13 protein-coding genes are annotated in these 13,359 nt (G+C 48.7%); 7 read left to right on the top strand and 6 right to left on the bottom strand.

What is annotated here, in order from left to right; genetic code table 11:
* Positions 1–55: 55 nt before the first annotated feature.
* Positions 56–601 carry a carboxymuconolactone decarboxylase family protein gene (locus CEK71_RS14690; RefSeq protein ID WP_088620085.1) on the bottom strand — a complete coding sequence of 182 codons (546 nt, stop codon included), beginning with the start codon at positions 599–601 and terminating at the stop codon, positions 56–58.
* Between the two features lie 266 nt (positions 602–867).
* Here CEK71_RS14690 and CEK71_RS14685 point away from each other — a divergent pair, with 266 nt between their 5' ends.
* From CEK71_RS14685 to CEK71_RS14660, 6 genes are all read left to right on the top strand, one after another.
* Positions 868–2,001 (top strand): replication protein, encoded by a 1,134-nt coding sequence (locus CEK71_RS14685; protein ID WP_088620084.1) that lies wholly within the window; start codon positions 868–870, stop codon positions 1,999–2,001.
* A gap of 239 nt (positions 2,002–2,240) precedes the next feature.
* Positions 2,241–2,660 carry a transcriptional regulator gene (locus tag CEK71_RS14680; RefSeq protein ID WP_088620083.1) on the top strand — a complete coding sequence of 140 codons (420 nt, stop codon included), beginning with the start codon at positions 2,241–2,243 and terminating at the stop codon, positions 2,658–2,660.
* Between the two features lie 755 nt (positions 2,661–3,415).
* Entirely contained in the window at positions 3,416–4,279 is an 864-nt protein-coding gene (locus CEK71_RS14675) for an SIR2 family protein (protein ID WP_088620082.1), read from the top strand.
* A gap of 20 nt (positions 4,280–4,299) precedes the next feature.
* A complete protein-coding gene (locus tag CEK71_RS14670; protein WP_088620081.1) occupies positions 4,300–5,259 on the top strand; it encodes a DUF364 domain-containing protein in 960 nt (319 codons plus the stop codon).
* 7 nt (positions 5,260–5,266) lie between these two features.
* Entirely contained in the window at positions 5,267–5,710 is a 444-nt protein-coding gene (locus CEK71_RS14665; RefSeq protein WP_088620080.1) for a hypothetical protein, read from the top strand.
* Position 5,711: 1 nt separating this feature from the next.
* Complete coding sequence (locus CEK71_RS14660; protein ID WP_088620079.1) at positions 5,712–6,944, top strand: (Fe-S)-binding protein; 1,233 nt, start codon at positions 5,712–5,714, stop codon at positions 6,942–6,944.
* Between the two features lie 16 nt (positions 6,945–6,960).
* Here the strand turns inward: CEK71_RS14660 and CEK71_RS14655 are convergent, their stop codons facing one another.
* Both CEK71_RS14655 and CEK71_RS14650 read right to left on the bottom strand, forming a co-directional pair.
* Positions 6,961–8,652, bottom strand: coding sequence for a multicopper oxidase family protein (locus CEK71_RS14655; protein ID WP_088620078.1), 1,692 nt, complete (start codon positions 8,650–8,652; stop codon positions 6,961–6,963).
* Between the two features lie 207 nt (positions 8,653–8,859).
* Positions 8,860–9,135, bottom strand: coding sequence for a cupin domain-containing protein (locus tag CEK71_RS14650; RefSeq protein ID WP_088620077.1), 276 nt, complete (start codon positions 9,133–9,135; stop codon positions 8,860–8,862).
* Positions 9,136–9,225: 90 nt separating this feature from the next.
* On the opposite strand from CEK71_RS14650, the gene CEK71_RS23945 reads away from it, so the two are divergent.
* Positions 9,226–9,360 carry a hypothetical protein gene (locus CEK71_RS23945; RefSeq protein ID WP_269766554.1) on the top strand — a complete coding sequence of 45 codons (135 nt, stop codon included), beginning with the start codon at positions 9,226–9,228 and terminating at the stop codon, positions 9,358–9,360.
* A 176-nt stretch (positions 9,361–9,536) separates the two neighbouring features.
* Here CEK71_RS23945 and CEK71_RS14645 read toward each other — a convergent pair whose 3' ends face one another.
* Genes CEK71_RS14645 through nhaD form a run of 3 tightly spaced genes read right to left on the bottom strand, consistent with a single transcriptional unit; the run spans position 9,537 to position 13,230 of the window.
* On the bottom strand, positions 9,537–10,247 hold the full coding sequence (locus tag CEK71_RS14645) for a response regulator (protein ID WP_088620076.1): 711 nt from the start codon (positions 10,245–10,247) through the stop codon (positions 9,537–9,539).
* A complete protein-coding gene (locus CEK71_RS14640; protein WP_088621637.1) occupies positions 10,247–11,818 on the bottom strand; it encodes a DUF4118 domain-containing protein in 1,572 nt (523 codons plus the stop codon). Before CEK71_RS14640 ends, CEK71_RS14645 begins: the two co-directional genes overlap by 1 nt.
* A 41-nt stretch (positions 11,819–11,859) precedes the next feature.
* A complete protein-coding gene (gene nhaD, locus CEK71_RS14635) occupies positions 11,860–13,230 on the bottom strand; it encodes a sodium:proton antiporter NhaD (protein ID WP_232463651.1) in 1,371 nt (456 codons plus the stop codon).
* Positions 13,231–13,359: the final 129 nt, after the last annotated feature.

Below are 13,359 nucleotides of genomic sequence, written 5' to 3'. Positions count from 1 at the left end.
TTCTCCTAAAAAAACCGGGGCTACTCAAAGTAGCCCTGGCATGGGTCAAAAATGCTTAAGCCACAAGCTTCAGATCAATTTTAGGAAAATCAATATCGACATGGCTAGCTTTACCGATCATATTGGTAAAAATATTCATCGCCACATGGGTGATGATCTCAACCAGATCCGCATCAGAAAACCCGGCGGCACGGGCCTCAATGATTTCCGCAGTAGTGACTTCACCGCTGTTTTCCAACAAAGAGCGGGCAAATTTAACCGCTACGGCCGCTTTGGCATCATGGCTAGTACCGCTACGGTTAGCATGGATCTCGGCATTGTCCAAGCCTGCTTTACGGCCAATGGCGGTATGTGCGGACACGCAATAATCGCAGGCATTTTGTTGCGCCACCGCCAAAGCAATACGCTCGCGGGTTTGCGGATCAAGGCTCCCTTCATTGGCGATGCTATGCAGCCCCAAAAAAGCCCGCAAAGCCGCAGGGGAATTGGCCAGTATTTTTAAGAAATTAGGTACCATACCCAATTTAGCCTGGATAGCCGTAAATAAAGCCTGTTGTTCGGCATCGGCAGTTTCTTTGGTGACGGTATTGATACGGCTCATGATAGGATTCCTATAATATTTAATGGTTAACTGATAATAGTGACCCGATTCAGTTCGGGTAGACATACTGTATTAAATTTCATTTAAAATAAGAATAGCCACAAATTACAATATATTATTACAATAAATAGAATAATCATCCGCCACGCCATACCATGACCCGATTTAAGTTTGTTTAATCCGGCAACAACTTGCTACACTTCACTTCCACTGCTACATTTCTTACAATGGGCGCATAAAAAATGTCATCCGACTCCAGAAAAAAAATGCCAAAAAATTTGCCCACCCAAAAAGAAACATCGCGTACCCCTCCTGAAAAACCGGGCAAAAGCTCGAAAAAAAGTATGGTTTTACTTAAAGAAAAAGGCGATATCAACTTACCTTCTTCCAACGCCTTTAAGTCCGACCAACTTGACCTGTTCCAAACTTTCCTATGCAACACCCATGATGAAAAAGATAAGCTGTCCAATACCATAGAACTGTGGGACAGCTTACCTAAATTTGCCATATCGCAACAGGCTATGAACGGCTTAAGGACAAAAGAAGGCTTTCTGCCGCGTCTGGAAAAAACCTTTGTTTATCGGCATAAAGAATACAAAATCCGGGTCACACCCGCCATTATCGACAGCGAAGACGATATAGATAAGGCTTATTACCCCAGCGCCAATGAAGAACTCGTGGAAGATGCGTTAAGAAAAATCGCCTCGGAACAACAACGCGGCTTTTTTGACAAACCGGAATTTAAAAGCGGCGTGGTCTTTTCTTTACATTTATTAAGGACAGAACTAAAAAAACGCGGCCACTCCCGCTCCTATTACGAAATTGTCAAAAGCCTAAATATTTTATCGGGTAGCCACATCGAAATTTTATTGCCGGACGGCAAAGGCTTTGCCAAAACCAACTACCTACCCTCCTTAGCGGCTGTCTCAAAAGAACAGATAAAAGACGACCCAACCGCCAAATGGGTGGCCCATTTCCATCCATTAGTCACCCAAAGCATAGATTCCCTTAGCTTCCGTCAATTTAACTATCACCAAATGATGTCACACAGCACTCAGTTGGCGCGTTGGATACATAAAAAGCTCTCACACAACTACACTAACGCGTCTTATACTGTCCCTTATCAGATATGGCTATCAACCATCCGGCGCGACAGCGGACTTTTAGAATATAAACGCACCAATGATGCGGTAAGAAAATTTGAAGATGCCTTGGCGGAGCTGATCAACAACCACGCCCTAACCGCCTTCAGCAAACTAGAAGATATTCGGGGGGAAAAAAACAAAATCCTTGACATCAAATACTCACTGTCACCACATCCGGAATTTGTCAAAGATGTCAAAGCTGCCAATAAACGCCAAAAAGATTCAAAAGACAAAACAGAACAGCAAGGGCAGTAGGTATAGGTCGCAACTACAGAAAAAATCAAGAATAAACCGCCAAAATCAAATCCACTAAGGCAGTAGGTATAGGTCGCAACTAAAGGAAACCCCTCAATCAAAAACAACAATCTGTAAAATACGGCAAAAACCAACCCTAGCGGTAGGTATAGGTCGCAACTCAAATAAAAACAAAATCCTAGCCAACATCCCCAACAATTAACCATTGAAGGGCATACCATTAACGGAGACTCCCTAAAATGACCACCGATTGGACAAGCAGCAAACCTGCACAAATAGATTATTCTTATGAAAACTTCGCCTTAGCGAAAGCTTTTGTGTTCCGCAAATGGTGTGAGCAAGCCAATGAACGGCAAAAACTGCCGCCAAAAGACCTATCAGGCTCATGCAAATACGGAAGCCTATTCATGAACCAACTATTCGGTGGGGAAATCCACGGCAATTACCAGCACCAATACAATATAATCGACGGGCGCATAGTAGACCTAAGCCACGATGCCCTAGATGTCGGCAAAATCAGCAATCCTTATCTGCACGAACCCGATTTTTTTAAAATTCCGGAAAAACACGCTTCACTAAACGGTTGCTTGCCACGCGTAGGCCATTGGGTAAACCAATTTCTCGACGAACTCAGCATAACGGCAAAACCTATCCCCTAACCCTAAAAATTGCACAAAAAAATGGATACGTTTAAGCAAAAAAAGCCGCCAGCAAAAAATGGAGGCAGTAGGTATAGGTCGCAGAACCCAGTAGGTTTAGGTCGCAACTGGGTAAAAAGCAGGAAAAAATAGCCGGAAAAAAAAGTTATCCACAGGCCGAGGCGGTAGGTATAGGTCGCAACAGATAAAAAAGGCGGTAGGTATAGGTCGCAGTAGCGGTAGGTATAGGTCGCAACTGGGTAAAAAGGCGGTAGGTATAGGTCGCAGGTAACCCGTAGGCAGTAGGTATAGGTCGCAGATGTCGGTAGGTATAGGTCGCAAGTGAAATTATAACTATATGATTTAAATAATAAAAATTGCTATTTTTTTAGACCTCCTTCTTTATTCTTTTCCTTATTTATCCTTTTAAAGGGAATTAAACGGAAAGCACAAAAAAAGCCCCCAAAAACACTCGGCAATGCAAAACAAAATGACACCCATTTAAAAATCATGTTCACAACATTTCCATGTTTCCAAAAGCGACTGACATTAACAATCGTCCAAAAAATACAGTCAAACTCAAAAAACCAAATTTGTCAGAAATTCAACGCCAAAATAACATTGTCATAAAAACCACAATCCTATTATTTACCGTCTGCATTATCTAAATTTAATAATTAAATTAAAACAATTAGTTAACATTTAATATAAAAAATATCAAACTTGGATTAATAATTGCATAGATCCTTTATATTTAATCAATAAAGGAATTGTCCATGTCCTCAGCAATTTTTGCCGAACTGTTAAACGGTCTTTACGAGAATAAAATCATACCTTACCTAGGCCCAGGCGTTTTATTCGATGCCAAAAACAAACTGACAGGACAAGCTATGCCTGCCGACAGCGACAGTCTCATTTTGGCAATGAATGACGGCCGACCCATGGCACCCAAACTGATGTATGAATTCCCTAGAGCTGCAATGAATTTGGAACTAAAAAGAGGCCGTAACTTCCTTGGCCAATTTCTAACCAGACTCTATGGCCAAACCGAATGGACCCGCGCAGCAACCCACGATTGGTTGGCGCACTGGAAACCTACCTACGTCATCGACATAAACCGCGATACGCAATTACAAGAAAGCTATTCTAACGAAGAACATACTTTAATTGTCGGGGTCGCCAGAATTACCGCCAGCCAATACCGTTACCGGATTTACCATTTCGACGGCAAAGAATATTTTGAGATTCCCCAAGAACAAGTCGATCCGACCCTCCCAATTTTGTTCAAACCGATGGGCACACCCAAACCGGAAGGCAATTATGTCGCTTCCGACGCCGATTATGTCGATTACATCACCGAATTAATGGGCGGTTTCGCCATCCCTGAATTCCTTAAAAACTACCGCAAAGACAAGCAATATCTCTTTTTAGGAATGCGCCTGAACCGTGACTCCGAACGTATGGTCATGAGCGACATTATCAGAGACGGGGCTGAACACAAAGGCTGGATATTAAATAAAAACCCTACCGATAAGGAAGTGCGCTTCTGTAAAAAAGTCGGCCTAGAAATTGTTAATGCCGACATAGAAGATTGGTTGGAAGTGGTGGGTTTTAACCAACCGCAGAAAAAAACCGCCTGATATCCAATGACAAAAAACGTATGAACCCCAGACAACGGATTTATGAACTGCTGGTAGACCAGTGCAATAGCAATGTCACCGTCGACACGCTGATGATAGGTTTGGTATGGACAGTATGCCAAAGCCAAAACGGCACCAGCGGCCTGGCAATGAGTCCGGCTATTGCAACCCGTACCCTGCCTTGGTCGGGTACTTTGACAGGCAAACCCATAACCGACCTAGCGGCATGGGTTACGGACTGGGAGCCCTATAAAGCGACTGTGGCGATGGCAGCGATTAACAGCTGCATTAACGCCAAACCATTGCCAGAATCAGTATTGCTGGAACAGCAGGAGCAGCCTAACCTTGCCGTATTCGAGCATTTTTTACCGCAACTGCAAGGGCAAAATGTGGTAGTGGTCGGGCATTATCCTGGCATCGAACGTTATCAGGAACAACTTCATCTGACCGTATTGGAAAAACAACCCGTGGCGGGCGACTTGCCCGATGCCGCCAGCGAATTTATCTTGCCGAAAGCCGATTGGGTGTTTTTAACCGCCAGTTCCATCCCCAATAAAACCTTTCCGCGTTTGGCCGAACTGTCCGCCACCGCCAAAACGGTATTAATGGGGTCAACTACGCCTTGGTTGCCGCAGCTGCATGAATTCGGCATTGATTATCTTGCGGGTGTGGACATTATTGATGCCAACGCCCTTTACCATACCGCCGCCCAAGGTGGCGGTGTACGGATTTTTCACAACGCTGTCCGTTACCGTATTGCCGATCTGAGCCCAAGCAATAGCATGGCTTGGCTAAAACAACAAATAGCCGCTTGTGCGGCTGAGAAAAACCACCTGACAGAAGCGATGGACAACTGGTATAAAGCAGGCAACACCAGCCGTTTTCCTGGCTATAGGCTCTTGGAAGAAATCCATAGCCGCCTATCAAGGCTGGACAGCAGTTATAAGCCATTATGGGACAATTACGGCAATCTGACTTAGGCTTACCATGAATAGCAATAACCCCTTTAGCAACTACCGTCTCTTGCTTTACTACAAAGGCGACATTAGCGCCTTGACCCTGTTTGTCCAGCACAGCAATGGCAGTGTGTGTTTCCCCCAGCCGTTACCTGCGCTATCCAGTGCTTTAGAACCTGAAGAGTATACCGACAGCAAAGTCAGCGTCCACCCTTCGGCACTTATCCAGAACATTAACCAACAGTTACAACTGGATAATGATCTGTTACACGCAGAAGCCGAATTTAGCGTACAGATTGACACCCCGAACGGCATCATCACCGTCTACATGGCGCGGTTCATGTTGCTCGACCCTCCCCATAAGTTGCTGCAAAGCCGTGCTTGCCAATTGCGGACTTTGCCTGAACTGCGCGGCAGGCCACCTGCGGAAATGGAATTGCTACGCCGCGCCTATAGCACCGTCATGGAGTCCTGACGTGTTTGAATTTATGGACTTTAACGCTAACCCGGCCAACCTAACTTCCGGGCCATACATCCCCGATGCTGGCGAATGCCTACGTTGCGGGCTGTGTGTCAGCACTTGCCCCACCTTCCGTTTACAGTCTATCAACGAAGAAACCCCCCGTCAGCGTTTGCGTACCATCAGCAAAATAACCGTCGAAAACCAAACCATCAGCACCCAAGAACGCGAACATTTGGACAATTGCCTACAATGCCGCGCTTGTGAAGCGATATGCCCCAGCCAGGTCGCTTATGGCGACTTATTCGACCAAACCCAAGCCCTCTTGGCAAAAACGCCGCCTTGGCAAAAAAAACTGGCTTTTTGGTTTATCGCCCATAAAGCTTGGCGCAACCGTTTGCTGCCGTTGCTAAGCGGCTACCTTAAATCCGGCCTGCAAAAACCGTTGCGCCGTAGCGGCCTGCTTGACGCGCTCGGTTGCCGCAACGCAGAAAGCCTCTTAACCCCGCCTGCCCTCACACCGCTGAAAGCTTATTATCCTAGCCCACAACCCGTACGCGGTACGGTGGCTCTATTTACAGGTTGTCTGGCCGAGTATTTTGACCGTACTACCTTGCAGGCCGCTACCCGGTTATTGAATGCCATTGGCTACGATGTTACCGTTCCTGCACAACAAGTTTGTTGCGGGGCGATACACCAGCATAATGGCGCTTACGCCACCGACCTTATAGAACAAAATCTTAAAGTGTTTAACGCCTTGGCTGTCGATGCCGTAGTCTATGCCGCCAGCGGTTGCGGCGCTATGCTAGACAGCTACAAAAGTGCCGACAGCGAAGCCGCCCGGCAATTCCAGCACCGTTTGCAGGACATTAACGCTTTTTTATTGCAACACTGGCCGGATAGTTTACAGTTACGGCCTTTAGGGCAAACCGTCGCCGTACATGAACCATGCAGCCAACGCCATGTCCTGAAAAACCAGCAAAATGTTTATAAGCTATTACAAAAAATCCCCGGCTTAACTGTCCTCCCCCTTGCCGATAACGCCATTTGTTGCGGTGCGGGTGGCAGTTACATGCTTACCCACCCCGACAACGCCGCACAATTACGCAAGCTTAAACAGCAGGCGATAGCTAACACGCCTGCTGATGGTACGGTCAGCAGTAATTTCGGTTGCACCATTTTCCTTAATGCCTACGGGCTAAATATTGGGAACCCTTTGCAACTTTTGGCGCAACAACTGCCTTTGTGAAAGGCTTAGCGTTAGCTTACACCACCAAAAAATCCCGCATCATGCCCATATCCTCATGTTCAAGGTTATGACAATGGTACATAAACACGCCCTTGAAATCCTGAAACGGTTTAATGATTCGGACGGTTTCGCCGGGCATCACCAACACGGTATCTTTTAAGCCGTTGTCGATAAAGCCATCGCGCACCGTGGCATAATGCTCTTCATTGCCAGTGGCGATAGTGCGGCTGATGATAGTGAACGCTTGCCCATGCAAGTGGATAGGGTGCGCCATTGACATCATCATACCCATACCACCGCCCATGCCGCCCTGCCGCATCCCACCCATACCGTGACCCATCATACCCATGCCCCCATTCTGATGGTCTGCCGCTTGCTTGGGATTTGCCTCAGACATCCCCATACCGCCTCCATGGGCATGAAAAATTTCCATCAATTGCACGGTATTGACCGGAATGCGCTCACTGTCTTGGACATCGTTATAAGCATAACTGCGGCCATTCAACAGCATCGCCATGTGGGCTTCGGTAATGGCTATCGGTACAGGGCGGTTGGGGTTTGCGGTGTCGGCGATAGCGTAACGGTGCGGTTTGGCTAAAGTATGGGGAAGCTTAGGGCTGTCACTGACTTTACGCGTGACTTTAACGGTAAAAATAGGATACTCGCTACCCACCGCCAAGCCGCCACGTTGCATCATCATGCCCATGCTGGGCAACACGCCGCTAAACGCCAAACTGCGCATCACCAGTTGCGAACCTTCGGGGCGGCCACTGAAATCCGCCCAAACATCCAGGCGCTCGCCGGGTGCGAGCATTATATACGGTTTGTTTTCCGGCTGTTCCAGCAACCCGCCGTCCACGCCGAGGACGGTGATGGGTGTGCCGTCATCCCAACCCAGTTTATAAATCCGAGCTGTCGAGCCGTTCATAAACCGCAAGCGGTAAGCCCGGCTGTCCACATCCAACTGAAAATCCGCTTTGCCGTTAACCAATATGCGGTCGCCATAAAACCCCGTCATCCGGTCATGCTGATGGCGGACATATACCAATTGGTTTTGCGCATCGAACAGGCGGTCTTGAATAACGATAGGAATTTCATAATCACCGGAGGGTAAGCCTAAGGCGGCTTCTTCGTCATCATTCACCACTAATGCCCCCGCCAAACCGTGGTAAACCTGTTTCGCGGTGTTTTCATGCGGGTGCGGATGGTAAATGTTTAGCCCTGCACGGTTTAGCACCTCAAATTCGTAGACTAATTTTTCGCCCGGAGCAATGGCGTAAAGCGGATGGCCGTCCATTTCGGCAGGGACATGCAGGCCATGCCAGTGTGTCACCGTCGTTTCGGACAAGCCGTTATGTAACAGTATGCGGACTTTTTGGCCTTTATGCAGGCGGATAATCGGCCCTAAATACGATCCGGCGATTTCCGTCAAGGTATCCTTAGGGCCTTGCAGCAAACGGGCAGTATATTGCAGCACTTGGGTTTGTTGGCCGACTAAAATCGCCACGGCGGCAGGTTTACAGAACAGTTCGATTTCGACATCGGGTTTAAACTGCGGGTTGGCGAGGCGGGGCGGCATTTTCGGCATGGCTTGCATACCTTCCATTGCCTGTAACAGGTTGGGCATACCCGCAAACGCCAGCATCCCCAAACCCGTATGGCTTAGAAAACGGCGGCGGGAATAGTTATTGTTATTATTGGCAAACATAAAATCTCCTCAGACGACAGGGTCTTAGCTAAGCATCAGGCACAAATAACCCAATGATAGTAAGGATTTTATATTAGCAACTATTAATATTCAAGTTATCGGGGCGATACTTTTTTAAAGGTCACCGTTTTGCCTTAAAAACCGAGTGTCCGGCCATAAAAAAGGCATCCGTAAGATGCCTTTTTAGGATGCTAAAGCGTCGTTGGCCTAATCGTAGCTATAGTGCTTACGCAAAGGTTTGACCACTTCCCAATGGCTGTCCAAACCGGCGTGGAACACCACCAAGTCGCCGGGCAAAATGCGCACGGGTTCGCCGCCAGCCGGAGTGACGATAATTTCGCCTTCTAATATATAGGCAGTCTCGGTTTCGTCAAAGTCGATAGGAAAAGTGGAGATTTCTTTTTCCCAGATAGACCAGCCCGCCACGCCTAAAGCTTGCAGACGTTCTTCGCTAGGGTTGTGCTCAATAGTGATTTGGCTCATGTTTTCCTTTGATAAATAACGGATAGATTTTCAATTTTAGCATTTTTACGCGCTGGCGGCTATGCTGTGCAATCTAAAGCTAATAGTGCAATGGCTTATGCTAAAGTCTATATGGTTGATGGAATAGTCAAGAGAGGATATACCGAAACCACCCTACGCGAATGGGATAGCCTTATGGTACAGCTCGGCTTATTAAGCAAAGCGTTAGCGTTACAAGAAGAATAATGAATCCGCTTAGCACTCTGGATAATATACATTTTTTTCCCAAAACTGCTGGGGCATGAAGCCGTTTTTTTGAGCCTTATCAAGGCAATGGATAATTCTCAACACTGTTGAGAGAATTACCGTGGTTTAGCCGTTTGCATCTGCTGGGCAAACGCCAAACTAGCCCATTAACATTGTCAGCCTCCGTCCTCATTGCCATCATCCGCCAGCCGATAACCCACCCCAACCTCGGTCAGCAAATACCGTGGGCGGGCGGGGTTGGCTTCAAGCTTATGGCGCAGTTGCCCCATATAAATCCGCAAATAATGTTGGTCATTGATATGCTCAGCCCCCCAGACTTCCAACAGCAATTGCCTATGGGTAACGACCAGGCCCGCGTGGCGGATCAGGATGCTTAAGAGGCGGTATTCGATGGGCGTTATATGCACTTCGGTTGCCCCCAGAAAGACTTTGCGGCGGGTCAAATCCACTTGCAGTTCGCCCGCTTGGAATATCGCCAAGCAACCCGCCGCCCGGTTGACCCGCCGCAGCAGGGCTTGCAGACGGGCGTGCAGTTCGCCGATGCTGAACGGTTTGGTCAGATAATCGTCGGCTCCGGCATCTAAAGCCATGATTTTGTTTTGTTCTTGGCTACGCGCGGACAGCACTAAAATCGGCAGGTCGGCCAGTTGCCGTAAGCGTTTGGTGACGGAAATGCCGTCTATATCCGGCAAGCCTAAGTCGAGGATGACCAAATCCGGGTGGGCGGTCTTGGTATGGGCAATACCAGTTTTGCCGTCTTCAGCCTCCAGCACTTGCCAGCCCCGGTTGCCGAGATTGGTTTTCAGCAAGCGGCGGGTTTGCGGGTCGTCTTCTATCACCAAGATTAAGGGGGCGGTTTTGTTCATCAGGCATCCAAGGCTTCATGCCAGTTTAGCGGCGGTTGCTGGTGGGCGGGCAATTCTATGACGAAGGCCGCGCCTGGACTCTGTTGGCGGGCATAGATGGTGCCGCCATGGGCTTCAATAATTGCCCGGCACAAGGTTAGCCCCAAGCCCACCCCGCTTTGTAGGGAATCCGATTCCAGCCGATAAAATTTAGCAAAGATTTTTTCTTCCATGCCTTTCGGGATGCCTTGGCCGTAGTCGGATACCGTGACGGTTATTGAAGCGGCCAAGCGTTCGGCACTGATGTCCATAGGGCTGTTGGGCGGGGTGTATTTAATGACATTTTCGATCAGGTTGGCCAAAACCTGTTCAAGTAACACCGCATCTATCCATAACAGCGGCAGGTCATCCGGCAGGCAAATCGTGACCGGGCGGTCACCGAGGTTTTTTTCCAATCGGTTTAAGGCGCTGCCGACAATTTCCTCCAAGGCGTTCCATTCTCTGTGCAGGATAATCTCGCCTGTTGTCAGCCGGGCCATATCGAGGATTTTACTGGTTAGTTCTGATATGTGCAGGGCTTCGTCAAGAATCACTTTGTTAAAATCCAACTGTTCGGCTGGGGAAAAATCGCCACGGCTTTCCACTAAGGCGGTGCTGGCGCCGATGATATGGGTCAAGGGTGTCCGTAAGTCGTGGGAGATGGCACTTAACAGGGCATTGCGTAAGGCTTCGGTTTCGGCCTGTAGTTTGGCTTTATGGGCTTGTTCGGTTAACCTCAGGCGTTCTAGGGTTTGGGCAATCAGGTTTTTGAAGGTGTCGAAAAATGTCACGGCTTCGCGGTCGCTCAGGCCAGACGCTCTGCTGGCTTGGATGACCAGTACCCCTTGGATAAGCTGTGGGCGTTCTAAGAGGTAATAACAGGTTTTTGCCGTTGGGGATAGCTGGGCGGGTTGCTGGCGTGTGTAGATTTGTTGGGCGGTAGCCAAATCGGCTCCGCGTAGCGAGTGCGCCAATGGCCGGGCTGAAGGGTAATGCAGTTGCCCGTTACTGTCGGCAAACACCACCACTGAACAGGCGGCAAAATCTTCATGGATATGGTTGACGGCAATAATGGCGACGGCTTGTTGGTCGGGTGCGTCGGCTAGGGCTTGGCTTAATCGGTATAAGGCATTGGCGCGTTTTTCCCGTTGTTTCGCGAGTGCGGCTTGCAGATGTTGGCTTTCTAAAAAATTGCTGGTGACATTGGCGACCACAATCATGACCGCCAAACCGATGATGTTTTCCAGGTCATTGATGGCGAAGGAAAATATCGGGTGGGCAAAATAAAAGGCAAACACCGGGGCGCTTAAAAACGACGCGATGATCGACGCGCCCCGCCCGTAGCGGCTGGCGACCAAAAACACCCCTAACAGATACGTTATCAGAATACTGGCCGGGCCTAAAATATGCCGTAATGGCCAATCGACCAAGGTGCAGATAAACGGCGCGGCGATGCCCCATAAATAGTTTTGCCAACGGTTAAGGCGGCGGTTACCCAGCGGTTGCCCGCTGGTTGGGCGGTTTGGGGGCGGCTCGTAAGCAGTGTTAAGCAAGTGGCTATTCCAAGGTTGGTGGCGCAACGGGAGCCATGCTTTTAAAAAGACTTGGCATTAACCAAAAAATGCACCCCGATACTGGCAAAGTAACCCAGTATGATGACCGGACACCATTTCAGATGGCTGCTGAAAGTGTATTGGCCTTTGGCTTGGCCTAACAGGCCGATGCCGGGGGCGGAGCCTATCGCCAATAAGCTGCCGCCTACCCCTAGGGTTAAAGTCAGTAACAGCCATTGGCCTTGGGGGATGTCGGGGTTCATGGTCAGCACCGCAAACATTAAGGTGCCGTTATCGACAAAAGCCGACGACAGGCCGATCAGGATGTTGGCGAGGGTCGGGCTTAATTGTCCGAACAACACTTGCGAGATGGCATCAAGATAACCGATAAAACCTAAACCCGCTATGCCCATCATCGCCCCATAGAAAAACAGCAGGGTGTCCCATTCCAGGCGGCCTATTTTATCGAAAATATCCAACTTATTGGCCGGATCGGCCAAAGCGACATCGCCGCCGCCTAAAAATAAGGCGTTGTCGGCAGGTTTTTGGCTGTCTGGCGGCGTAGTTTTTTGCAGATAAAAATAAAAGAACTGCAATATTGACAAGCCCGCCATCATGCCCGCCGCTGCGGGCAGGTGCAGTTTCATATCATAAATGACCGCCAAGCCGATAGTTACACCAAATAGAAAAATAATCCGTTTCGCGCCCCGCGACAACTGGACTGTCCTTATGGCAATATCCGGTTTGTCTTTAGGCAGGGCAAAGTGCATCGCCAAGGCCGGCACCAGAAAGTTGACCAGACAAGGGATAAACAGTTGGAAAAAGTCGGTAAAACCCAATCTGCCGTGCTGCCAGACAAACAACGTCGAAATCCCGCCTAAGGGGCTGAACGAGCCGCCCGCATTGGTGGCGACAATGATATTGATGCAGGCTAACGACACAAAGCGCGGGCTATCTTTACCTACGGCCACCGCCACCGCCCCCATAAGAAGGCCGGCGGTCAGGCCATTGACGACGCTGGACATAAAAAACACCAAGAAGCCGGTCAGCCAGAACAATTGCCGGTAGCTTAAGTTTTTGCTGACTAGCCAGACTTTCAGGGCATCAAAAATGCGCATGTCTTCCATCGCGTTCAAATAGGTCATGGATACCATGATGAACAACAATAATTCGATATACGTTTGTAAGTTGCTTTTAAAAGCCGCCACCGCCAGCGCGTCGTCGCCCTGTTCCTGATAGACCAGGACAATGACAAACCAAATCAAACCCGCCGCGAGCAGCATGGGTTTGGATTTGCGCAAATGCGTAGATTCTTCAAACATCGCCGCAATATAGGCGATGACCATGACGGCCAAGGAAAAATACCCGGCCCAATGATGGGTCAGGTCAAGAGGTTGTAAGATCGCTGTCATTGTCGGCCTGCCATAAGCGCGTAGGCCCATTTTGCGCTGATTGTCACATTACAATACACCATAATATCCCTTCTGCTAAAACTATCGGATGCCGACCCTATTTGGCATTATCCCTATGGACAACCCCGG

This window comes from Methylovulum psychrotolerans (genome assembly GCF_002209385.1).
Taxonomy (GTDB): Bacteria; Pseudomonadota; Gammaproteobacteria; order Methylococcales; family Methylomonadaceae; genus Methylovulum; species Methylovulum psychrotolerans.
Note: the sequence above shows the minus strand (reverse complement) of the source record. Positions and strands in the feature narration are given on the sequence as shown.